The 22,397-nt window shown below is 75.1% G+C and carries 23 protein-coding genes; 11 read left to right on the top strand and 12 right to left on the bottom strand.

The genetic code is table 11. The features are described 5' to 3' along the window. Positions 1-36 precede the first annotated feature (36 nt). Positions 37-900 (bottom strand): DUF2726 domain-containing protein, encoded by an 864-nt coding sequence (locus GA0070611_RS05155; RefSeq protein ID WP_231921327.1) that lies wholly within the window; start codon positions 898-900, stop codon positions 37-39. 98 nt (positions 901-998) lie between these two features. Between GA0070611_RS05155 and GA0070611_RS05150 the strand changes: the two genes are divergently transcribed. After that, on the top strand, positions 999-2,087 hold the full coding sequence (locus GA0070611_RS05150) for a DICT sensory domain-containing protein (protein ID WP_091658291.1): 1,089 nt from the start codon (positions 999-1,001) through the stop codon (positions 2,085-2,087). A 3-nt stretch (positions 2,088-2,090) separates the two neighbouring features. Here GA0070611_RS05150 and GA0070611_RS05145 read toward each other — a convergent pair whose 3' ends face one another. Continuing rightward, complete coding sequence (locus GA0070611_RS05145; protein WP_091672497.1) at positions 2,091-2,756, bottom strand: nitroreductase family protein; 666 nt, start codon at positions 2,754-2,756, stop codon at positions 2,091-2,093. A 90-nt stretch (positions 2,757-2,846) separates the two neighbouring features. On the opposite strand from GA0070611_RS05145, the gene GA0070611_RS05140 reads away from it, so the two are divergent. Then, positions 2,847-3,575 (top strand): helical backbone metal receptor, encoded by a 729-nt coding sequence (locus GA0070611_RS05140; RefSeq protein ID WP_091658289.1) that lies wholly within the window; start codon positions 2,847-2,849, stop codon positions 3,573-3,575. 92 nt (positions 3,576-3,667) lie between these two features. Continuing rightward, positions 3,668-4,144, top strand: a complete 477-nt coding sequence (locus GA0070611_RS05135) for a universal stress protein (protein ID WP_091658286.1) — start codon at positions 3,668-3,670, stop codon at positions 4,142-4,144. A gap of 9 nt (positions 4,145-4,153) precedes the next feature. On the opposite strand, the gene GA0070611_RS05130 is transcribed toward GA0070611_RS05135, so the two are convergent. Further along, entirely contained in the window at positions 4,154-5,581 is a 1,428-nt protein-coding gene (locus GA0070611_RS05130) for an aldehyde dehydrogenase family protein (protein ID WP_091658284.1), read from the bottom strand. Positions 5,582-5,678: 97 nt separating this feature from the next. Between GA0070611_RS05130 and GA0070611_RS05125 the strand changes: the two genes are divergently transcribed. Then, complete coding sequence (locus tag GA0070611_RS05125) at positions 5,679-6,308, top strand: TetR/AcrR family transcriptional regulator (protein WP_091658282.1); 630 nt, start codon at positions 5,679-5,681, stop codon at positions 6,306-6,308. Between the two features lie 130 nt (positions 6,309-6,438). Here the strand turns inward: GA0070611_RS05125 and GA0070611_RS05120 are convergent, their stop codons facing one another. Beyond that, positions 6,439-7,137 (bottom strand): CBS domain-containing protein, encoded by a 699-nt coding sequence (locus tag GA0070611_RS05120; protein ID WP_091658279.1) that lies wholly within the window; start codon positions 7,135-7,137, stop codon positions 6,439-6,441. A gap of 258 nt (positions 7,138-7,395) precedes the next feature. On the opposite strand from GA0070611_RS05120, the gene GA0070611_RS05115 reads away from it, so the two are divergent. Next, entirely contained in the window at positions 7,396-7,926 is a 531-nt protein-coding gene (locus GA0070611_RS05115; protein ID WP_231921469.1) for a DoxX family membrane protein, read from the top strand. Between the two features lie 174 nt (positions 7,927-8,100). Next, positions 8,101-8,469: an FKBP-type peptidyl-prolyl cis-trans isomerase gene (locus GA0070611_RS05110; protein WP_091658277.1), complete on the top strand. Its 369-nt coding sequence runs from the start codon at positions 8,101-8,103 to the stop codon at positions 8,467-8,469. 141 nt (positions 8,470-8,610) lie between these two features. Here GA0070611_RS05110 and GA0070611_RS05105 read toward each other — a convergent pair whose 3' ends face one another. The 3 genes from GA0070611_RS05105 to GA0070611_RS05095 all read right to left on the bottom strand — a co-directional run bounded on the left by GA0070611_RS05105 (position 8,611) and on the right by GA0070611_RS05095 (position 10,927). Next, the gene (locus tag GA0070611_RS05105) at positions 8,611-9,021 is read right to left on the bottom strand and encodes an STAS domain-containing protein (RefSeq protein WP_091658274.1); all 411 of its coding nucleotides are present in this window, start codon (positions 9,019-9,021) and stop codon (positions 8,611-8,613) included. 98 nt (positions 9,022-9,119) lie between these two features. Further along, positions 9,120-9,776 carry a response regulator gene (locus GA0070611_RS05100; RefSeq protein ID WP_091658271.1) on the bottom strand — a complete coding sequence of 219 codons (657 nt, stop codon included), beginning with the start codon at positions 9,774-9,776 and terminating at the stop codon, positions 9,120-9,122. Further along, positions 9,773-10,927, bottom strand: a complete 1,155-nt coding sequence (locus GA0070611_RS05095; protein ID WP_091658268.1) for a sensor histidine kinase — start codon at positions 10,925-10,927, stop codon at positions 9,773-9,775. The genes GA0070611_RS05100 and GA0070611_RS05095 overlap by 4 nt, the downstream gene beginning before the upstream one ends. A gap of 117 nt (positions 10,928-11,044) precedes the next feature. Here GA0070611_RS05095 and GA0070611_RS05090 point away from each other — a divergent pair, with 117 nt between their 5' ends. The 3 genes from GA0070611_RS05090 to GA0070611_RS05080 all read left to right on the top strand — a co-directional run bounded on the left by GA0070611_RS05090 (position 11,045) and on the right by GA0070611_RS05080 (position 14,105). Beyond that, the gene (locus GA0070611_RS05090) at positions 11,045-11,989 is read left to right on the top strand and encodes an ABC transporter ATP-binding protein (protein ID WP_091658263.1); all 945 of its coding nucleotides are present in this window, start codon (positions 11,045-11,047) and stop codon (positions 11,987-11,989) included. Next, positions 11,986-13,002, top strand: coding sequence for an ABC transporter permease subunit (locus GA0070611_RS05085; RefSeq protein WP_091658260.1), 1,017 nt, complete (start codon positions 11,986-11,988; stop codon positions 13,000-13,002). The genes GA0070611_RS05090 and GA0070611_RS05085 overlap by 4 nt, the downstream gene beginning before the upstream one ends. Positions 13,003-13,088: 86 nt before the next feature. Then, on the top strand, positions 13,089-14,105 hold the full coding sequence (locus tag GA0070611_RS05080) for an SMP-30/gluconolactonase/LRE family protein (RefSeq protein WP_091658257.1): 1,017 nt from the start codon (positions 13,089-13,091) through the stop codon (positions 14,103-14,105). Positions 14,106-14,163: 58 nt separating this feature from the next. Here GA0070611_RS05080 and GA0070611_RS05075 read toward each other — a convergent pair whose 3' ends face one another. From GA0070611_RS05075 to pdhA, 5 genes are all read right to left on the bottom strand, one after another. Next, positions 14,164-15,444: a L,D-transpeptidase gene (locus tag GA0070611_RS05075; protein WP_091658254.1), complete on the bottom strand. Its 1,281-nt coding sequence runs from the start codon at positions 15,442-15,444 to the stop codon at positions 14,164-14,166. Positions 15,445-15,602: 158 nt separating this feature from the next. Next, entirely contained in the window at positions 15,603-17,282 is a 1,680-nt protein-coding gene (locus GA0070611_RS05070; RefSeq protein WP_091658251.1) for a right-handed parallel beta-helix repeat-containing protein, read from the bottom strand. Between the two features lie 105 nt (positions 17,283-17,387). Then, positions 17,388-18,818, bottom strand: a complete 1,431-nt coding sequence (locus GA0070611_RS05065) for a dihydrolipoamide acetyltransferase family protein (protein ID WP_091658248.1) — start codon at positions 18,816-18,818, stop codon at positions 17,388-17,390. Next, positions 18,803-19,807, bottom strand: a complete 1,005-nt coding sequence (locus GA0070611_RS05060) for an alpha-ketoacid dehydrogenase subunit beta (RefSeq protein WP_091658246.1) — start codon at positions 19,805-19,807, stop codon at positions 18,803-18,805. Before GA0070611_RS05060 ends, GA0070611_RS05065 begins: the two co-directional genes overlap by 16 nt. Next, positions 19,807-21,015, bottom strand: coding sequence for a pyruvate dehydrogenase (acetyl-transferring) E1 component subunit alpha (pdhA, locus tag GA0070611_RS05055; RefSeq protein WP_197675956.1), 1,209 nt, complete (start codon positions 21,013-21,015; stop codon positions 19,807-19,809). The genes GA0070611_RS05060 and pdhA overlap by 1 nt, the downstream gene beginning before the upstream one ends. A 72-nt stretch (positions 21,016-21,087) precedes the next feature. On the opposite strand from pdhA, the gene GA0070611_RS05050 reads away from it, so the two are divergent. Both GA0070611_RS05050 and GA0070611_RS05045 read left to right on the top strand, forming a co-directional pair. Then, entirely contained in the window at positions 21,088-21,594 is a 507-nt protein-coding gene (locus GA0070611_RS05050; protein WP_091658238.1) for an Lrp/AsnC family transcriptional regulator, read from the top strand. 166 nt (positions 21,595-21,760) lie between these two features. Further along, on the top strand, positions 21,761-22,381 hold the full coding sequence (locus GA0070611_RS05045) for a hypothetical protein (protein ID WP_231921326.1): 621 nt from the start codon (positions 21,761-21,763) through the stop codon (positions 22,379-22,381). Positions 22,382-22,397: the final 16 nt, after the last annotated feature.

Raw genomic sequence — 22,397 nt, 5'->3', positions numbered from 1 at the left:
AGCGGCGCGGCCGGGACCCGGACGGCCGGTGGTGGGTCAGTCGGCGCAGAGGTGGTCGAAGGCGAACCCGCCCTCGAACTCGGCCCGGCGGGCCGCCAGCGCGCGGATGCCCGCCACCAGCTCCGCCCGGTCGACCAGCGGCGGCTCGGTGACGTCCAGCTCGCGCAGCCGCTCCCCCACCGCCACCGCCGCCAGGTCCTCGGCGAGCCGGCCCGGGTCCACCCCGCAGGAGACCCGCTGGGCGAAGAGCTGCACCCGCTCGACCAGGCACCGGCCGGGGCGGACCTCCACCCAGGCCCAGCCCTCCGCCGGCCCCTCGGCCCAGCGGACGTGCAGGCCGCGCAGGATCGGGTCGGCCAGTCGCCGCTCCACGTACGCCTCGACGGCCCCGGCCCGGGCCAGCGCGCCGAGGTCGTTGACCGGCCCGCGGCGGCCGTCCGGCAACCGGCCGACGATGTCCCGGAACCCGACCGCATCGGCCCCCTCCGGGGCGGTGCCCGCGGCCCACGCCCGGGCGTCCAGCACGTACTCGACCAGGCGGCGGGCCTGGTCGGCGCGGAGCGTGGCCGACTCCACCCGCAGCACGGGCAGGCCCACCGCGGCGCAGACCGTGCCGGTGATCCGCTCGGCCCGGCGCTCCGCCGACCCGGCGGCGGCCGGCGGCGCCAACCGCACCGCGAGCAGCGGTCGGCCGTCCGGGTCACAGACCACCTGGTCGAAGCCCTCCCGCAGGGCGCTGCTCCACTGGTGTCCGGTGATGCCCGGCGGGCGGCCCTGCACCAGCTCGCTGAGCCGGCGCGCCGGGTGCACCAGGTGCCCGGCCCGGGTGAACGGCGCCACGCCGCCGGCCGTGATCGGACGCAGCCAGGAGGTCGCCACGCTGCCGGTGCTCGTCATCATCGCCGTCCATCCGTCGCCTCGCCCAGACCGGCCGAAGTGTAGGCCAGGGTGCGGCCCGCGCCGGTGCGCCGGGCGGCGTCGCCCTCTACGCTCGGCCGGTGCAGAGCGGACGTACGCCGGAACGGTTGACCAAGCGCGGCCTCGTCGCGGTCTCCCACGCCATCGAACGGGCGGCCCTGGTCACCGCCGAGGACGGGCCGCTGGTGGTGCTGGCCCTCTTCCAGCGGCTGCCGTACTTCGAGCGGGAACGCGCGGTCTACGAGCGGATCGCCGGCCGGGCCGCGGTGACGGTGGTCGGGATGGTCGGCGCGACGCCGGCCGAGCTGCCCGCCGGGGCGTACCCGGTGCTGCTGGACGAGGCGGAGGAGCTGGCCCGGGAGTGGAGCGTGGTGGCGCTGACCCCGCGCTTCGGCGCGACGCTGGTGGCGTACGACCGGGGCGACGTGGCGCCCGCCGCGACGCTGGAGGCGGGCCGGCTCTTCGACGGGCACTGGGGCTTCCGCCGGGACGAGGCGCTGCACGAGGTGATCCGGCTGCGGGAACGGCTGGCCGAGCGGTTGCCGGCGGTGGCCCGCGCCCGGCTCGACGAGGTCGTCGCCCGGGTCCGCGACATCCCGGCCGGGCCGGGTGAGTCCCGCGCGGAGGCGGCGATCCGGATGCTGGCGGCCCGGGGCGAGCGGGCCCGGCGACCCGAGCCGGCGGACGCGCCGACGGGGCTGCTGGACGAGCCGGGGTTGCGCCGGTGGACCGGCGTGGACGGGGTGACCGCCGCCGGCACGCTGCCGGTCGCGGTGGTCGGCGTACGGGTGGACGAGCCGGCGGGCGCGCCGGAGCGGTTCGGCCGGCGCAGCGCCGCCCGCGAGGGGCAGGCCGTCCTCGGGGCGGTCACCGGCGTGCTGCGCCCGGTCGACCGGGCGGTACGGCTGGCCGACAACGAGTTCCTGCTGATCCTGCCGGCGCTGACCGAGCCGCAGGCGGTGGCGGTGGTGGAGCGGCTGCGCGCCGCGGTGGCGGGGCTGGCGCGCGGGTACCCGTTCGTCGACTTCGCGGTGCACGCGGCGCTGACCGTCACCGCCCGGCGGCCGCTGCCGGTGGCGCAGGTGCGGGACGCGGTGCGGTGGGCGGTCCGGGAGGGCGTACCGGTGGCCACCTTCGCGCCGGAGCACGCCGCCGCCGGCACCTTCTGACGGTCAGCGCCAGACGACCACCTCGGTCAGCGGCTTGCGGGCGAGGTCCGGCACGGTCGCGTCCGCCGCCGGGTAGCCGACCGGGATGATCAGGTTGCCGCGCTCCTCCGCCGGCCGGTCCAGCAGCTCGTTGAGGAAGCGCATCGGGCTGGGCGTGTGGGTGAGGGTGGCCAGGCCGGCGCGGTGCAGCGCGGCGAGCAGGAAGCCGACCGCGATGCCCACCGACTCCTTGACGTAGTAGGGCCGCGGCGAGCGGGGACCACGGTGGACCTCGAAGACCACGATCACCGCGGGCGCGGTCTCCAGGAACGGCTTGCTGGCGTCGGTGCCGAGCGGAGCGAGGGCGGCCAACCACTCCTCCGGCGCGCGGCGCTCGTAGAACACCCGCTCCTCGGCCTCCGCCGCGGCCCGCAACCGCCGCTTCAGCTCCGGGTCGGTGACCACCACGAACCGCCAGGGCTGGCGGTTCGCCCCGCTGGGCGCGGAGGACGCCACCCGCAGCGCCTCCTCGAGCACGCCGGGCGGCAGCGGCCGGTCGCTGAACTCGCGGACGGTGCGACGGCGTACGAGGTGGTCGGCGAACTCGCGGACCCGGGGCAGCGCCTCGGCGGGCGGGACGCCGTAGTCGGGGAGCGGAAGCGCGGGCCGGGTGTCGGGGTCGAGTGCCACCCGCTCATTCTGGGCGCGCCCGCCGGTCCCGGCCACCGGACCGACGGCCGTCGATACGCGATCATGGGCCACGAGGAGAGGGGGCCTGCCGTGCGGGTGGTCTCGCTGGTGCCGTCGTTGACCGAGGCGGTCGCCGTGACCCGGCCCGAGGTGCTCGTCGGGGCGACCGACTGGTGCACCCATCCGGCCGGGCTGGACGTCGCCCGGGTGGGCGGGAGCAAGTACCCGGACCTGGACCGGGTGCACGCGCTCCGACCGGACCTGGTGCTGCTCAACGAGGAGGAGAATCGGCGCGCCGACGCCGAGGCGCTGCGCGCGGCCGGCGTACCGGTGCTGGTCACCTTCCCGCGCACGGTGCCGCAGGCGCTGGACCAGCTCGGCGAGCTGGTCGCCGCGCTGGGGGTGACCGGCGAGCCGCCGTGGCTGTCGGCCGCCCGCCGGGCCTGGTCGCGGCCGCCCGCGCCGGCCGCGCCACGCGCCGCGGTGGTGCCGGTCTGGCGTCGACCCTGGGTGGTGCTCGGCGCGGACACCTTCGCCGGTGACGTGCTGCGCCGGCTCGGCGTGGTCAACCAGTGGGCCGACCACCCGGACCGCTATCCCCGTCCCACCCTGGACGAGCTGCGGGCCCGCCGCCCCGAGCTGGTGGTGCTGCCCGACGAGCCGTACGCGTTCACCGCCGCCGACGGGCCGGAGGCGTTTCCCGGCGTACCGGCGGCGCTGGTCTCCGGCCGGCACCTGACCTGGTACGGGCCCTCGCTGGCCGAGGCGCCGGCGCTGCTCGCCGGGCAGCTCGCCCGGCCGGTGCGGGCCGACCGGTAACGGGCGAAGGACCCGCCTCTCCGGGCCCTTCGCGCCTGCCCCGACCCCCGGCCCGCGGTGTGGACTGCGAGCAGGAGGAAAGGAGTACGGCGATGGAGACCAATCGGTTGATCGTGGTGGGGGTCGACGGTTCCGACGGCGGGCGGCGGGCGCTGGACTGGGCGGTCGGCGAGGCGACGGCGCGCGGCGGCGCGGTGCAGGCGGTGGTGGCCTGGCGGTGGGACCGGATCGAGGTCGGCCCGATGACCAACGCCACCCCACCGCGGGACGAGCGGCAGCGTGCCGTGGAGGTGCTCGACGACGAGCTGCGCGGGCTGGCGCTGCGTAGCGGCGGCGGCTGCCCGGTGGCCGGCGAGGTGGTGGAGGGCCCGGCGCCGGACGTGCTCACCGCCGCCGCCCGCACCGCCGATCTGCTGGTGCTGGGCAGCCACGGCAACAGCCGACTGCGGCACACCGTGCTCGGCTCGGTCAGCGAGGAGTGCGTCCGCAAGGCGAGCTGCCCGGTGGTGGTCGTGCCGGTGCCCGCGCCGACGACGCGTACCTCCACCGAGCCGGCGTTGCGGGCCTGACCCGACGACTCAGCCGCGCCGGAGCAGCCGCCGGACCAGCCGTACCCCGGTCTCCCGGAACGGCGGCTGGGCCAGCCGCAGCGTGTCGGGGCGCAGCGGCTTGCGCAGCACCGGCTTGAGGTGGCTGAACGTACGCCAGGAGTACTGCCCGTGGTAGGCGCCCATCCCGCTCGGCCCGACCCCGCCGAAGGGCAGTCCGGTGGCGGCGACGTGCACGAGGGCGGCGTCGTGGACCACGGCGCCCGAGGAGGTGTGCTGCTCGAAGAGCCGCCGGGTACGGGGCGAGGCGCTGAAGACGTAGAGGGCGAGGGGCTTGTCCCACGCCGTGACCACGTCGACGGCTTGCCGCGCCGAGGCTACGGGCAGGATCGGCAGCACCGGGCCGAAGATCTCCTCGCGCAGCACGGGGTGGGCGGCGTCCGGCCCGACCACCGGGGCGTCGCCGGCGGGCAGGATGAGCACGGTGGGGGCGAGGTAGCGCTCGGCGCGGTCGTGTCCGCCGCCGACGGCCACCTCACCGCCGCCGAGATAGCCGACGAGGCGGTCGAACTGCCGGTCGTTGACGATCCGGCCGTAGTGCTCGCTGGCCCGCGGGTCGGTGCCCCACAGCTCGCCGATCGCGTCCCGGAGCGCGGCCACCAGCGCCGGCACCCGGTCCGGCGTGGTCATGACGTAGTCGGGCGCGACGCAGGTCTGCCCGGCGTTGGTGAACTTCGCCCAGGCCAGGCGGCGCGCGACCGCCGCGATGTTCGCGTCGTCGTCGAACCAGACGGGTGACTTCCCGCCCAGCTCGAGGGTGACCGGGGTGAGGTGCTCGGCGGCGGCGCGCAGCACCACCCGGCCCACCGTGCCGCTGCCGGTGAACACGATGTGGTCGAAGCGCTGGGTCAGCAGCTCGGTGGTCTCCGGAACGCCGCCCTGCACCACCTGGACGGTGCCGTCGCCGAGGTAGCGCGGCACCAGTCGCGCGATCAGCGACGACGTGGCGGGGGCCAGCTCGCTGGGCTTGAGGACCGCCGTGTTGCCGGCGGCGAGCACGCCGACCAGCGGCGACAGCAGCAGTTGCAGCGGGTAGTTCCACGGCGCGATCACCAGCACCACGCCGAGCGGCTCGGAGAGCAGGCGGGCCCGCCCCGGGGCCAGCGCCAGGGAGACCGGACCCCGGCGGGGCCGCGCCCAGCGCCGCAGGTGGCGCAGGGTGTGGTTGATCTCGGCGACGGTGACGTCGATCTCGGTCAGGTACGCCTCGGCGGTGTTCTTGCGCAGGTCGGCGAAGAGGGCATCGGCGAGGGCGGGCCCGTTCTCGACGAGCAGCGCGCGCAACGCCCGCAGCCGACGGACGCGCTCGGGCAGCGGCCGGGTGACGCCGGCCTCGAAACGCCCACGCGCGGCGGCCACGGTGGCCGGGATCGAGGAGGCGGCGGTGGCAGTGGTCATGGACCCAGCGTACGCCAATACGAAACGGAAGCTTTTCGTTTAGCATGTGAGGTCTTGTGAGGTCGGCAACGGCCACGGGTACGGGAGAATCGGACGTATGACCACGGGCACCGGTCCCCGAGCACGGGGGCGTCACCACGATCCACGGCTGGACGCCGCCCTGATCGACGCGGCGATCGAGGTGCTGAGCGAGTCGGGCTACGCGGCGTTCACCACGACGGCCGTCGCCCGGCGCGCGGGCGCCTCCACCGCCTCCCTGTACCGCCGGTGGCCGTCCAAGCAGGCCCTCGCCGGGGCCGTCGCCCGGCACGTCGCGCTGACCGAACTGGGCGACATCGACACCGGCTCGCTCGACGGGGACGTCCGTGAGCTGCTGACCCGCAAGCAGCGGATCCTCGACTCCAGCGCCGGTCCGGCGCTGCTGTCCCTGATGGGGCAGGCCACCCACGACGCGGACCTGCGCCGGATCCTGCACGAGGACGTCTACCTGGCCCTGCGTGGCCGCCTCGACGCGCTGGTCGCCCGGGCGGCGCGGCGCGGGGAGGTGCCGACCGACCTGAGCGAGGCGGAGATCAGCGTCCTGGCCCTGGTGCTGATCGGCACCGGCCTGGCCCGCTCGGTGTTCCTGGAGCGCGACCACACGCCGGGGCGGGAACCCGCGCCCGACCTGGGCGAGACGGAGCTACGGGTGCTGCTGGACGCGCTGCGCCGGGGCGGCCGCGGGTAGCCGTCGGGGTCGCCGGAGGCCGCAGCCGGGATCGTCGCGGGTCACCCCCGGGGTGATCGCAGGTCACCGCCGACGGCGGTGGCATCCACCGTCGCCGGGGCCGCCCGCGACCACGACCGGGGACCGGCGCTCAGGCGACCGGGGTGGCGTGCACCGGGTCCAGCTCCATCAGGCTGGTGTCGTCCACGTCGTACCCGACGCCGTTGTGCACCTGGACCACGCCGGCCACCTGACCGGCGAGCCGGCCCGCCAGGTCGACGGCGCTGCGCCGGTCCAACCGCCCGTCCAGGGTGACCTCACCGTCGCGGACCTGGACGGTGACCAGCCCGTCGCGCACCGCCAGCACCCGGCGCAGTACCTGCTGCACCACGTCCTCGCGGATCTCCGCGTCGGTACGCAGGTGCACCCGGAGCAGGTCACCGCGGGTGACGATGCCGACCAGCCGGCCCAGCTCGTCCAGGACCGGCAGCCGCTTGACGACCTCGCGGTCCATCAGCCGGGCCGCCGCCGGCAGCGCCGCCCGCGCCGTGGTGGTGACCGCCGGGGCGGTCATCAGGTCCCGGGCGACCAGCGCGCCCGCCTTCTCCCGCGCGGTACGCCGGCGCCGCCCCTCGAAGACCCGGCGCTGGTCGGGATGCCCGGCCCGCTCCACCTTGTGCAGCAGGTCCGCCTCGGAGACCACCCCCAGCACCCGGTCGAAGGAGTCCACCACCGGCACGGCGCTGATGTTCCGCCGGATCAGCACGTCGACGATCTGGCGGTACGGAGTCTCCTCCCCCACCGTCGCGACGTCCTTGGTCATCACGTCGCCCACCTGCCACGTCCTCATCACGACCTCCTCGGCCAGGTCCTCACCGCGACGGTAGGACGCGGCAGGACGACCGGGTCAGAGGCGGTCGACCGGACGGGCCGGGCCGTCCGGACCGGCCCGGGAGGGGTCCAAGGTCCCGGTCCGGAGCGGCCCGGTCGGCCCTGCCCGCCGGGGAGGGCCGGAGGTGGAATGGAGGTGCCACCGGAACTGGGGCGAGGAACCAGAAGGGACGTGGACACCATGACCGCGACAGTCGAGCGGATCACCGCCAACACCATGACTCCGGCGGCCGAGACCACCCGGGAGGTCGAGACCACCCGGCAGAAGGCCACCCGGTACGTCTTCGCCGGGCTCCGGCTCGCGCTGGGCTGGACGTTCCTCTGGGCCTTCCTGGACAAGATGTTCGGCCTGGGCCACGAGACCGCGGCGAAGAACGCCTGGATCAACGGCGGCAGCCCCACCAAGGGCTTCCTGGCCTTCGGTGCGGCCGGCCCGTTCAAGGGCTTCTACAACGGGATCGCCGGCGCGGCCTGGGCGGACTGGCTGTTCATGCTCGGCCTGCTCGCCATCGGCACCGCCCTGCTGCTGGGCATCGGCACCCGGATCGCCGCGGTCGCCGGCGGACTGCTCCTGGTCATGATGTGGACGGTCGTGCTGCCCCCCGAGAACAACGTCTTCATGGACGACCACCTCATCTACGCGGGTCTGCTGGCCGGCCTGGCCCTGGTGAACGCCGGCGACACCGTCGGCCTCGGCAGGCTCTGGGCGAAGCTCCCCCTCGTCCAGCGGCTCCCCTGGCTCAGGTGAGGTCGACGAGAGCAGTACCCACCGGGCGGGCGTCACCGAGAGGCGGCGCCCGCCACTGTCGTGTCCTGCCCGGTCCCCGTCGCCACGCCGCGGCGGGGACCGACGCGTATCGGCCGGTCACGATCGGGCAGGATCGACGGTGACCACACTGTCGGCACCGAGGAGACCAGTTCCATGCAGAAGCCCGAGGTTGGCCCGATCGAGGGCGCGCCGCCCGCCGATCTCGTCATCGAGGACATCACCGTCGGCGAGGGCCCGGAGGCCCGTCCCGGCCAGCTGGCCAGCGTGCACTACGTGGGCGTGGCCCACTCGACCGGCCGGGAGTTCGACGCGTCCTGGAACCGTGGCGAGACGTTCGAGTTCCCGCTCGGCGGCGGTCAGGTCATCGCCGGCTGGGACCAGGGCGTGGTCGGCATGAAGGTGGGCGGCCGGCGTCGGCTCACCATCCCGCCGCACCTGGGCTACGGCGCCCGGGGCGCCGGTGGCGTGATCAAGCCGAACGAGACGCTGGTCTTCGTGGTGGACCTGCTCGGCGTGCGCTGACCGCTCGACACCAGACGCGCCCGGGCCGTCGGCGACACCCGCCGGCGGCCCGGGCGCGGTCGTGGCCGACCACGCTCGCAGCAGGTGACGCTCAGGCACGTGCCGAGGAAGGTCGGACGCCAGCGCCGACGCCGACGCCGGTCAGGCCGGGCAGAGCTCGCGCACCGGCACGGCGCCGGTGGGCAGCAGGTCGAGCGTCGGCACCGTGCACCCGGCCGGGACCGGGCCGGGCCCGAACTCGACCCGGACCACCCGGTGCAGGCCGGTGACCCGCAGCACCCGGGCGACCACCGGGTCGGGGTCGACCAGCACCAGCACGCCGCCCCGGGCCCGGACCCGCAGGTGCGCGGCGGCCAGCGCACGCACCCCGGTCGCCGAGAGCAGCCGCACCCCGGAGAGGTCGACCCGCAGCACGGGACGCGCCGGCGCGGCCCAGAGCGCCGCCCGCAACGACCCGACGGTGGCGATGTCGATCTCACCGACCGGTCGGACCGTCACCAGGTGCTCGGTGACGTCGACCGCCACGTGGAACCGGTCGCTGCGCTGCTCCATGCCCACGAACCTACTCCGGGGCACCGACAGTTCCGGCCGGTCGCGCACCGGGATCCGGGAAGGTCCCGGGTCACCCCGAGACACCTCGGGGTGATCCCTCACCCGCTGGTCACGATCCGGTTCTCCCAGGCCCAGGCGGCCACCTCGACCCGGTTGCGCGCCCCCAGCTTCCGCTGGATGCCGGCCAGGTGACTCTTCACCGTGCTGAGCGAGATGAACAGCTCCGCCGCGATGTCCTGGTTGGTGCGGCCCCGGGCGATGGCCCGGACCACCTCCAGCTCCCGCTCCGAGAGCGCCGGGCGGTACCGGCCGTCGGCCGGCCCCGGCGGGGGGTTCAGGTGGCGCAGCAACCGCAGCGTCAGCGACGGTGACACCAGCGCCTCCCCGTTGTCGGCGGCGCGTACCGCCTCGACCAGCAGGGCTGGGCCGGCGTCCTTGAGGATGAACCCGACCGCCCCGCCGCGCAGCGCGCCGTGGACGTACTCGTCCAGGTCGAAGGTGGTGACCACGACGACCCGCAACGGGTCCGCCACGTCCGGTCCGGCCAGCGCCCGGGTGACCTGGAGACCGTCGAGCCGGGGCATCCGGATGTCGACCAGGCAGACGTCGGGCCGCAGCCGGCGGGCCTGCTCGACCGCGTCGACGCCGTCCACCGCCTCGGCCACCACCCGGATGTCGGGCTGGTCCTCCAGGATCATCCGCAGGCCACCGCGGACCATCGCCTGGTCGTCGGCGAGCAGCACCCGGATGGTCACCGGCGTTCCCCCGCCGGCACCGGCACCGCGGCCTCGACCGACCAGCCACCGGCGGGTCGCGGGCCGGCGGCGAGCGTCCCGCCGAGCGCCTCGACGCGCTCGCGCATCCCGAGCAGGCCGTACCCGGCGCGGCGGGGACGCCGGGTGGGCGGGGCCGGGCCGTCGTCGGTGACCTCGACGGTGACCGTGCCGTCCCGCTCACCGACCTCGACCGTCACCCGGCGCGCGTCCGGCGCGTGCCGGGCCACGTTGGTCAGCGCCTCGCGCACCACCCGGTAGACGGTGCCGGTCACCTCGGGCGGCCAGCCCGGGTCCTGGTCCGGGACGCGCAGCCCGACCACCACGCCGTGCCGCTCGAAGCGGGCGACCAGCTCGGCGAGCTGCTCCGGGCCGGGCGAGGCCGGTGCCCCGTCGGCGTCGTCGCGGAGGATGCCGACCAGGCGGCGCATCGCGGCGAGCGCCTCCGAGCCGGCCGACTCGATGCCCGCCAGCGACTGTCGGGCCCGCTCCGGGCGGCGACCGCCGACCAGCTGCGCGGCCTGGGCCTGCACCACGATGCCGGTGATGTGGTGGGCGACCACGTCGTGCAGCTCCCGGGCCAGTTCCAGGCGCTCGTCGCGGCGGACCCGCTCGGCGGCCGCGCGGCGGCGGCCCGCCGTCCAGCGCCGCCCGCCGCCGATCCCCACCGCGCCCAGCCAGGCCGCCGCGTTCCACCAGGTCAGCGCGGCCGCGCCGGACCGGGGCCAGGAACCCGCGCCGCCGATCGCGGCGGCCGCACCGGCCAGCACCACGCCCAGCGCGCCGGCGGCGATCGCGGCGGCCGGCCGGGGTGGCAGCGCACCGACCGCCGAGGCGACCAGCACCGCCAGCGGCAGGGCGGTGGCCGGACCGGGTTCGTGCGGCAACCCGGCCAGGGCGGCGACCCCGACGGCGAGCGCGGCGAGCACCAGGCCGGCGACCGCCGTCCCGCCCCGGTGCCGCCGCCGGAGCAGGGCCAGCACCGTGACGGACCCGCCCACCGCGGCGCCGAACACCCAGTACGTGCCGCCCCAACTGCTCGCCAGGGCGACCGACTGGACGGCGACGGCGGCGGCGCAGCCCAGCCCCAGCGCGACGTCGAGGGTGGTGCCCCACCGGTCCCGGTTCTCCATGTTCGCCAGGCTAGGCAATCCCGGCGCGGGTCGAACCGGTCAAAAGTACGGTCGCGGCCGGCGGGAACCGTGCCGCGGACCGATGGCGGTGGCGGCCCGGTCCCGAAGGCTCGGGGCATGACCGACGAGAGCTCCCCACCGGTGCTGCACGCCACCGGCCTGACCCGGCGGTACGGCCGCCGTACCGCCCTGTCCCACTGCGACCTGCGGATCCCGAAGGGGCGGGTGATCGGCCTGGTCGGGCCGAACGGCGCCGGCAAGTCCACCCTGCTCCAGCTCGCCTGCGGCCTGATCCGGCCCACCGCGGGGACCCTGCGGGTGCTCGGCGAACGGCCCGCCGCCGACGCGGCCCACCTGGCGCGGGTCGGCTACGTCGCGCAGGACACCCCGGTGTACGCCGGCCTGACCGTCGCCGACCACCTGCGGATGGGCGGCTGGCTCAACCCGTCCTGGGACGCGGCGCTGGCGAAACGACGGATCGACCGGGCGGGGCTGCACCCGGCGCAGCGGGCGGGACGGCTCTCCGGCGGCCAGCGCGCCCAGCTCGCCCTGACCGTGGCCGCCGGGAAGCGTCCCGAGCTGCTGATCCTCGACGAGCCGGCGGCCGCGCTGGACCCCCTCGCCCGGGACGCGTTCCTGCACCAGCTGATGGAGTTCGTGGCCGAGCTGGGGGCCAGCGTGGTGCTCTCGTCGCACCTGCTGGGCGACGTGGCCCGGGTCTGCGATTACCTGGTGGTGCTGGCCGGGGGCCGGGTGCAGCTCGCCGGGGACGTACCCGACCTGCTGGCCGGGCACCGCCGGCTGGTCGCGTCGCGCGGGGAGCTGGACCGGCTGCCGGCCGGGATGGAGCCGGTCCGCCGCGAGGCGGCCGGCGACCGGGACCGGGTGCTGGTCCGGGTCGGGGCCGGAACGCCGCCGTTGCCGGGCGTCGGGGAGCCGGTCGGGCTGGAGGAGCTGGTGCTGGGCTACCTGGGCCGGGCCGCCGCGACCGGATCCGGGTCTGCCGACCCGTCGACCGGCCCGTCGACCGGCTCGGCGGGGCAGCCGGAGGTGCGGCGGTGATCCGGCTGACCTGGCGGCAGTTCCGCGTGCCGGCCCTCGCCGGCCTGGCCGGGCTGGTCCTGCTCGGCGCGTACCTGGTGTACCTGGGGGTGGCGATCCGGCGCGACGAGCAGAGCTACCTCTCCCGGTGCCGGACCGGCGGGGACTGCGCGGGCGCGCTCGCCCAGTTCCTCGGCGGGTACCAGAACACGCTGCTGTACCTGGCCGGGCTGCTCGCTCTCGTACCGGCCGTGCTGGGCATGTTCTGGGGCGCGCCGCTGGTGGCCCGGGAGCTGGAGACCGGCACCCACCGGCTGGTCTGGAACCAGAGCGTCACCCGGACCCGCTGGTTCGCGGTCAAGCTGCTGGTGGTGGGGTCGGCGGCGGTCACCGTCACCGGCCTGGCGAGCCTGCTGCTCACCTGGGCGGCCAGCCCGGTCGACCGGCTCGCCGGGGACCGCTTCGGCACCATCGTGTTCGGCGCCCGCAACGTCGTGCCGCTCGGGTACGCGGCCTTCGGGTTCGTGCTCGGCACGGTGACCGGCGCGCTGGTGCGCCGGACCCTGCCGGCGATGGCGCTGACCGCCGTCGCGTTCACGCTGGTGCAGCTCCTGGTGCCGAACGTGCTCCGGCCGCACCTGATGCCGCCGGTCACCGTCACCCGGCCGATGACCGCCGAGGCGATCAACGAGGCCCGGGCGCTGGGCAGCCTCACCGGCGCGCCGGTGGTCAAGGGGCTCTCCGTGCCGGACGCCTGGGTCAGCGAGGTCAGCGAGCTGCGTACCCGGGACGGTCGGCCGCTGTCGGGCGAGGCGTTCGACCGCTGCTTCCGCGACCCGCCGCGTACCGGGGCCACCGGCACGTTCGGCGACGCGGCGGCCTGCCTGGGCCGGCTGGACCTGCACGTGCGGCTGTCGTTCCAGCCGAACCGGCGCTACTGGGCGTTCCAGTGGCGCGAACTGGCGATCTACCTGGCGCTGACCGGCCTGCTGGCCGGCGTCGGCCGGTGGTGGATCCGCCGCCGGGTCACCTGAGCGGTGCACGGAAGGGTCCCTCCACCCGCACCCGGCGTTGACAGGGGCCCTTCCTTGCACCGGCATCGGCGGGGAACAATGGCGCGATGGTCGTTCCCCGCCCGCGTCCGCCGCTGCTGATCCGTCCGGTGCGTGAGCCGGCCACCGTGCCGCCGCCGCTGGACGGTCCGTGGGCGCCGTCCGACGTCCGGCTCGACCGTGCCGACCTGCTGCCGCTGCCCGAGGGCGGGCACGGCCCGGAGGACGTGCTGATCGACCCGCAGGGGCGGGCGGTCAGCGGCGACGAGGACGGCCGGATCTGGTGGTGGCCGGTGGACGCCCCGGCCGGCACCCGCCCCACGCTGCTCGCCGAGACCGGCGGCCGGCCGCTCGGCATCGAGCTCGACCCGGTCGACGGTGGGCTGGTGGTCTGCGACGCGTACCGGGGGCTGCTGCGGGTCACCCCCGGCGGGACGGTGGAGGAGCTGACCGGGTCGACGCCGGTGCACCTGGCCGACAACGCCGCGGTGGCCCGGGACGGCACCGTCTACTTCACCGACAGCTCCGACCGGTTCCCGCTGTCGCACTGGAAGCACGACCTGCTGGAGCACCGGCCCAACGGGCGGGTGCTGGCCCACGACCGGCGCACCGGGCGGACCGAGGTGGTGGCGAGCGGCCTCTACTTCCCCAACGGGGTGGCGCTCACCCCCGACGAGTCGGCGCTGATGCTGGTGGAGACGGCCACGCACCGGCTGCTCCGGGTCGACCTGCCGGACGGCCGGGCCACCGTGCTGACCGACCTGCCCGCGTACCCGGACAACGTCTCGGCGGTGGGCGACGGCACGTACTGGATCGCGCTGCCCAGCCCCCGGCTGCCGATCATGGAGAAGCTGCTGCCGCACCCCCGGGTCCGCCAGCTCGTCGCGCTGCTGCCCGGGGCGGTGCAGCCCAAGCCGCGCCGGTACGCGCTGGTGGCGCTGGTGGACGGCGCGGGGCGGGTGCTGCGCACGCTGCACGGGCCGAGCGGCGCGTACCCGATGGTCACCGGGGTCCGGCAGCACGGCCGGCAGCTCTGGTTGGGCAGCCTGACCGCGACCGGCGTGGCCCGGGTGGAGCTGGACTGAACCGGCCGGCCGGCCCGCGGTGCGCGCGGGCCGGCCGTGGTCGTTCCTCCCCGATCCGTCAGCCCCCGGTGTTGCTCCGCGACGGCGCCGGGGCGGGCGCCGAGCCGCCGGCCACCGAGCCCGGGTGCGGCGTGGCGCTGGGCGTGGGCTTGAGCCCGGGCGGGACGGGCAGCGCGCTGCCCTTGGCGAACTGGTCCCAGCTCACGTTCCAGGCGGTGAAGCCGTTGCCCTGGTCGAGCTCCACCTCGGTGCCCTTGACCGTCACCAGGTCGCCCACCTTCGTGATGCCCATCAGCCAGTGCGCGGCCTCGGCGGAGACATTGGTGCAGCCGTGCGAGGTGTTGTTCGCGCCCTGTTCCCCCTCCGACCAGGGCGCGGAGTGGATGAACTCGCCGCCCCAGGTCAGCCGCTGCGCGTCGTCGACGTCGACCACGTACCCGCCGTTCGGGTCACCCCGGGTGTCGAAGGTGGTCCGGTCGAACTTCTCCATGATCACCATGGTGCCGCTGGAACTCGGCGTGCTCGGCTTGCCCAGGCTCACCGGGATCCGGCGGATCAGCTTGCCGTCCTGGTAGACGGACATCTGCTTGGTGCCGTTGTCGATGTCGAGGGAGACCTGCCGGCCCACCTTCGCGGTCGCGGTGTGGTCGGTGTCGCCGACGGCCTCCTTGCCGATCGGCAGCCCCTCCAGCCCGCTGCGGACGCTGATCTTCGTGCCGGGCTTCCAGAAGTCCGGGGCCCGGTACTCGGCCTGCTTGCCGTCCGCGTCCCAGGACCAGGTGCCCGGCTGCGGCGGGTCGGTCTTCACGAACAACCGACGTTGTACGTCCGCCCGGGCCTCTTTCGGAATGGGTGGATCGAATCCGACCACCACCGGCATCGCCGTCCCGTACGTCTGATTGTCCGTCAGATACAGATTACTGGTGACCGCCGGTCTGGTGGATTTCGCCGACGTGGTGAACGTCGTTTTCTGCGTGGTCGTCCGACCGGAGTCGCCGGTGACGGTCACCTCCGCCGTGTACGTCCGGCTGTTCTCCAGCGGTCGGGCGGGCACCCAGCTCGACCCGTCCTCGCGTGGCTGTGCCGGCACCGGCCGGCCCTTGTCGTCGGTCAGCTTGACGGCGGTGACCTTCCCCCCGCTGGCCGCGGCGCCGACCTCGGCGCTGATCGGCACGTCCTTGGCCCGGTCGGCCGGGGTCAGCGTCACCGACGGTGCGGCGGCCGGCTTCGCGTGGCCCGGCTTCGCGGCCTCCCGCTGGTCGGCGGTGCAGCCACCGACCAGCAACGGCGCGGCTGCGACGGTCACCGCGAACAGCGTGAACCGCTGCCTCACATCCATATTTCGCACCCCATTTCCACTCCCCCCTCGGTTCACATTCTGTACGCCTATCGGGGAGCCGTGGCATATTCGGCGGAATTGCTCGAACCGGTCGGCGACAATTCGTCCCCGGCGTACGGAATGCGTGCGGCCGGGCCGGCTGCGCCCTCCCGGCCGGTTCAGTCCCACTCGTCGGTGCCGTGGTTGCGGTCCCAGCGGCCACCTGTCGGCGGGGTGTCCAGCCGGGTCGGGCCGTGGGCGTTGCCGGCGAGGTCGTTCTCCTCGACCCGGCAGTCCACGCAACTGCCCTGCCGGGTGATCCACAGCCCGTGGGTCTGCGCGGCCGTGCCGCGACCGTCCCAGATCCGGTTGCCCCGGATGCTGGCCGCGTCGAGGGCCGCGTTCACCGTGATGCCGGCCCGCGTCCGGGGCGCGGCCGGCAGCTCGTACCGGCTGCCCGGTTGCGGGGTGTCGGCGCTCCAGGCGGTGTACGCGTCCGGGCGCACCGGCGCGAGGGTCAGGGTGTCGGAGTCGTTGGCGGCCACCACGGCGATCCGGTCACCGACCCGGACCACCTTGCCCCGGTGCTCGTCGTGCTGCCAGCCGGCCCGCCGGTCGACCACCGCCCGCTCGCTGTAGCGCACCGAGTCGCCGCCGCCCCGGGCCGCCGGCCCGCACTGCCGGCCGTTGCCCCGGATCCGGTTGTTGACGATGATCGCGTCGACCATCGGCCGGTCGACCCGGATCGCGTCGAGGCTGTTGCCGTAGAAGTCGTTGCTCTCCAGCACGATCTCCCGGGCGTGCTCCTGCTCCGCGCCGCCCAGGTCGCGCTGGTGGTAGCCGTACCGGCCGTTGCCGCTGATCCGGTTGCCCCGGATGGTGTACGGGCCCGGGGTGTTGCCGATGCTGATCCCGTCGCGCACGTTGCCGTCGATCACGCAGTCACTGACGATGCCGCCCCGGCCGGCCGAGTGGGTGGTGCCCTTGGCCGAGACGTGGAAGCCGGCCTCCAGGTTGCCGGTCATCGTGCAGGCGGAGACGATCAGGCCGTTCCCGCCCCAGTCGGAGATGCCGAAACGGTTGCCCTGGGCGTGGCAGCCGACGATCCGGATGCCGCGCGGGCGCAGCCCGTCGGCGTCCTGCAACTCCAGGAAGATGCCGTTGGTGGCGTTGCCGACCGCCGAGCAGTTGACGATGTTGAGCCGCTCCACGCTGCCCCAGCCACCGATGCCCACCCCGATGCCGGCGCCGCCCATCTCGGTGCCGTTGTCCAGCCGGCCGCAGCCGGCCACCAGCACCCCGTCGATCAGGCTGTCCTGGAGGAAGTCGCAACCGAGGCCGGTCGCGGCGGTGTGATGGATGTAGAGGTTGCGGAACACGCCCCGGACCACGTACTGCAGGCCGAGACCCTTCGCCAGCGGGTTGTAGTCGGCCATCGAGACGCCCGAACCGTCGATCTCGAAGTCGGCGAAGGTGCAGTACGCCAGGTGCCGTTCCGGATCCGCGCCGTGCAGCGCGGCGGTGTAGAAGGCCAGCGGGGTCGGATCGGCCCGGTTGCCCGAGTTGCTCAGCACGAACCGGGTCGCGCCCGGTCCCGCCCCGACCAGCGAGACCCCGGCCCGCCACACGGTGCCGGCGTCCCGGATCGAGTAGACGCCCGGCGGGCAGTAGATCACCCGGGCCCGGCCGTCGGCCGCGTACGCGTCGCCGAGCAGGTCCACCAGCGCGGCGAACGCCGGCTGGTCGTTGGTCGTCCCGTCGCCGGTCAGGCCGTGGTCACGGGCGTTGCAGAGCAACGGCGCGCCGGCGACCGGGTACGGGCGCACCCCGGCCGCGGCGTGCGGGTACGGCGACACCATCGGTGTCCTCCCCTCGACGACCGGGCTGGCTTTCCCGGTGCGGCGCAGGAGAAACGGGGGGTGCGGCTCCCGGCCCCGGGGGTGGACGGGGCCGGGAGCCGGCGCTCAGACGTTCGCCACCAGCAGGGCCGGCTGCTCGACGCAGTCGGCCACGTGGCGCAGGAACCCCCCGGCCACCCCGCCGTCGCAGACCCGGTGGTCGAAGGTGAGGCTGAGCTGGGTGACCTTGCGGACCGCCAACTGCCCGTCGACCACCCAGGGCTTGTCGACGATGCGACCGACGCCGAGCAGCGCCGCCTCCGGGTGGTTGATGATCGGGGTGGAACCGTCCACCCCGAACACCCCGTAGTTGTTCAGGGTGAAGGTGCCCCCGGTCAGCCGGGCCGGCGGCAGGGTGCCCGCGCGGGCCGCGGTGGTGGTCTCGGCGAGGGCGGCGGCCAACTCCCGGGTGGTGAGCCGCTGGGCGTCGCGCAGCACCGGGACGAGCAGGCCCCGGTCGGTCTGCGCGGCGATGCCCAGGTGCACGCCGGCGGACTGCACGATCCGCTGCCCCTCGGTGTCCACGTGCGCGTTGAGCTGCGGATACCTCCGCAGGCCGCTGAGGCAGATCCGGGCCAGCAGGGCCAGCACGCTGACCGGCTCGTCCGGCGTGGCGGCGTTGATCGCGGCCCGGGTCGCCAGCAGCCCGGTGGCGTCCACGTCGACCCAGATGGTCACCTCGGGGATCTCCCGCCGGCTGCGGGAGAGCTTGTCGGCGATCGCCTTGCGGATGCCGGTCAGCGGAATGACCACGTCGCCGTCGGCGAGCCCGACGTGCGCCGCCGGGGCGTCCGGCACGGCGGCGACCGGCGCGGCGGGCGCGGCGGTGGCGGCCTCCACGTCGGCGCGGCGGATCACCCCGCCCGGCCCGGTGCCGCGCAGCGCCGCCAGGTCGACGCCGTGCTCCTTCGCCAGCCGGCGCACGATCGGCGAGATGACCAGCGGCGCGGCCTCCGTGAGCCGACCCGGCGCGCCGCTGCCGGCCACCGGGTCGGTCGACGTCGCGGAGCCGGCGGGCGTGCCGGACCGCGCCGGCCCGTCCGCGCGGTCGGTCGTCGGCGCCGGCCGGTCCGCCGCAACGGCGGTGGGCTCCGGGGCGAGCGCCAGGCGGGGGCGGCGACGCCGCCGGCCCGCGCCGCCGTGGCCGGTGCCGTACCCGATCAGGACGTTGCCGGAGCCGGCCCGCTCCTCCTCGCGGTAGGTGGCGTGCGGGTCGTCCTCCGCCGCGCCGTCCAGCGACGCGATGGTGATCAGCGGCTGGCCCACCGGGCGGACCTCACCCGCCGCGCCGTGCAGGGCCACGACCCGGCCGGCGTACGGGCAGGGCACGTCGACGACGGCCTTGGCGGTCTCCACCTCGACCACGGTCTGGTCGACGGTGACCACGTCACCGACGGCGACCCGCCACTCGACGATCTCCGCCTCGCTCAGCCCCTCCCCCAGGTCCGGCAGGAGGAAGTCCCGGGTTCCGACAACCGTGCTCATGCCGCCACCCACCGCGTGTCGGGCTGGTCGTCCCACTGGAGCCGGGCCACGGTGTCCAGCACCCGGTCCACCGAGGGCAGGTGGGTGTGCTCCAGCATCGGCGCCGGGTACGGGATGTCCAGGCCGGACACCCGCAGCACCGGGGCGTGCAGGGCGTGGAAGCAGCGCTCCTGCACCCGGGCGGCGATCTCCGCGCCGACCCCGGCGAAGCCCTGCGCCTCCTGGATCACCACGCACCGGCCGGTCCTGCGGACCGAGGCGGCGATCGTGGCGTCGTCGAACGGCACGATGGTGCGCACGTCGACGACCTCCAGGTCCCAGCCCTCCTCGCGGGCCGCCTCGGCGGCCTCCAGCGCCACCGGCACCGCCGGCCCGTACGCGACCAGCGTGGCGTCGGTGCCGGCGCGACGCACGACGGCCCTGCCGAACGGCTCGGTGCGGGCCGGCAGCTCCACCTCGCCGCTGCCGAAGTAGAGCTTCTTCGGCTCCATGAACACGACCGGGTCCGGGTCGTCGATCGCCTCGCGCAGCAGCGAGTACGCGTCGGCCACGGTGGCCGGGGTGACCACCTTCAGGCCCGGGGTGTGCGCGTAGTACGCCTCGGAGGAGTCGCAGTGGTGCTCCACCCCGCCGATGCCGCCCGCGTACGGGACCCGGATGACGATCGGCACGCTGAGCGCGCCCCGGGTGCGGTTGCGCAGCTTCGCCACGTGCGAGGCGATCTGCTCGAACGCCGGGTAAGCGAACGCGTCGAACTGCATCTCGACCACCGGCCGCAGCCCGGACATGGCCAGGCCGACGGCGAACCCGACGATGCCGGCCTCGGCCAGCGGGGTGTCGAAGCAGCGCTTGTCACCGAAGCGGGCCTGGAGCCCGTCGGTGATCCGGAAGACGCCGCCGAGCTGGCCGACGTCCTCGCCGAAGACGACCACCCGCTCGTCCTCCAGCAGCGCGTCGGCGAGCGCGGCGTTGAGCGCCTTCGCCATGGTCATGGTGGCCATCAGGCGTTCCCCTCGTCGTCCCGGGCGGCGGCCAGCTCGGCGCGGACCTGCTCGCGCTGCTCGACCAGCTGCGGGGTCGGCTCCGCGTACACGTGGTCGAAGAGGCTGAGCGGGTCGACCTGCGGCTGGGCGTTCATCCGCTCGCGCAGCGCGGCGGCGTACGCCTCGGCCTCCTCGGCGATCGCCGCGACGGCGGCGTCGTCGAGCGCGTCCCGCCGGCGCAGGTACGCCTCCAGCCGGGCGACCGGGTCGCGGTCGCGCCACTGCTCGACCTCCTCCGGATCCCGGTAGCGGCTGGCGTCGTCGGCGTTGGTGTGCGCCTCCATCCGGTAGGTGTGCGCCTCCACCAGGTACGGCCCCTTGCCGGCGCGGGCGTGCGCGACCGCGCGGGTGAGCACCGCGAGCACGGCCACCGGGTCGTTGCCGTCGACCTGCTCGCTGGGTACGCCGTACCCGACGCCCTTGTACGCCAGGCTCGGCGCGGCGGTCTGCCGGGACAGCGGGACGCTGATCGCGTACTTGTTGTTCTGCACGAAGTAGACGACCGGGGCCTTGAACACGGCGGCGAAGTTGACCCCCTCGTGGAAGTCGCCCTCACTGGTCGCGCCGTCGCCGATGAACGCCAGCGCGACGGTGTCCCGCCCCTGGTACGACTCGCCGTAGGCCAGCCCGGCGGCGTGCACGCACTGGGTGGCGAGCGGGGTGCACTGCGGCGCGGTGTGCACGACGGTCGGGTCGTAGCCGCAGTGCCAGTCGCCGCGCAGCAGGGTGAGCACCTCGACCGGGTCGATGCCCCGGGCGGTCAGCGCCATCGACTCGCGGTAGGTGGGGAAGACCCAGTCGTCGTCGCGCAGCGCGAGCACCGCGCCGACCTGGCAGGCCTCCTGGCCGCGCGAGGACGGGTAGACGGCCAGCCGGCCCTGCTTGGTCAGCGCGGTGGCCTGCACGTCGAAGCGGCGGCCGACGACCATCCGCCGGTACATCTCCCGCAGTGCCTCGACCGGCGGCTCCGGGTAGTCGTCGCGGGGCGGCAGCGGCGTGCCGTCCGGCTCCAGCAGGCGGACCGGGTCGGTGTGCGGCAGCAGGCCGGCCGACGGTTCGGATGCGGCCGGGGTGCTGGCCGCCCGGCGGGCGCGGGGGATCGCCCTGCGCTCCGCCTGGGGGGTTGTCGTCACGGCGGTGACCTCCTGGACGTGTGGTGGCCCTATGCTCCTGCCGTCGGATGATTGACTCAACATCCGGCGTGAACGCGGGACGAATGGCACGTCAGGGAGGGCCTCATGAGCCAGGAGACCGGTGCCACACCGGGCACGGCGACCGGAACGGGACGATCGGCCGGCCCCCTCGACGAGGTGGACCGGCGGATCCTGCGGGAACTCACCGCGGACGCCCGGCTCTCCATCCGTACGCTCTCCGAACGCGTGCACGTCTCACGCACCAACGCGTACGCCCGGGTCGAGCGGCTGCTGCGCGACGGGGTGATCACCGGCTTCCGGGCCCAGGTGGCGCCCGAGCCGGCCGGGCTGGGCACCTCGGCGTACATCGCGTTGACCATCGAGCAGAACACCTGGCGCGAGGTCTCCGCCGAGCTGGCCCGGGTCCGCTACATCGCGCACGCCGCGCTGCTCAGCGGCGAGCACGACGTCCTCGCCCTGGTCCGCGCGCCGGACAACGCCACGCTGCGTGACGTGGTGCTGGACCGGGTGCAGAGCATCGCCGGGGTGCTGTCGACCCGGACCTGGCTGGTCTTCGAGGAGTTCGACGGCACACTGAGCCCGTGGGCCTAGGTGCGCCGCCCGGTGTGTTGGGATCATCGGCATGACGGACTGGTCCCGGCTCAGGCACGCGTACGGCCCGGCGGACGACGTTCCGGATCTGTTCGCGAGGGCGGAACCGGACCCGCGCAGCCCGGTCTGGAACGAACTGTGGTCCCGGCTGTGCCACCAGGGAACGGTGTACCCGGCGAGCTTTCCGGCCCTGCCGGTGCTGACGGAGCTCGCGGGCCGCTGGCCGGGCGCGCAGCGGACGATGCCGCTGGCCCTGGCGGCTGACATCGTGTCCAGCGTGGACCAGCCCTACGGGGAGGTCGACCCGCACGTCACGCACGCCGCCGACATCGCCCGGTTGCGAACGCTGACCGAGGAGACGCTCGGCGGCGCCGACCTCGATGACGACTCCAGCACCTACGTGCACATGTTGCGGGCGCTGCTGGCATTCGACGGCGACGAGGTCTGGGGCGCACACCTCGACGGGTTGAACGACGAGGAGTACGAGGTCGCCTGCCCGCACTGCGAGGAAGAGATCTTCGTCGCGTTCGGCCGGTACGGGGCGTTCACCACCCAGGACGGCATGTACCTGCGCGACACCGGCGCCGAGCGGCTGCCCCTGCGGCCCGCTGATCCTGCTGACCTGGCGGGTGTCGGAAAGCGCCTGCACGCTCGCGCGATCGCCGATGGCCATCCCGACGTCGCGGAGAAGCTGACCTACGTGTTCGGCCACGCCGACTGCGCGGCCTGCGGCGAGCGTTTCCGGGTCGACGAGGCCGTCACCGCCAGGTGGTCCGACCAGGGGTGACGCCCAGGCCGCTCGG

It is taken from the genome of Micromonospora auratinigra (assembly GCF_900089595.1).
Lineage (GTDB): Bacteria > Actinomycetota > Actinomycetes > Mycobacteriales > Micromonosporaceae > Micromonospora > Micromonospora auratinigra.
This window is presented reverse-complemented; position numbering and strand designations above follow the sequence as displayed.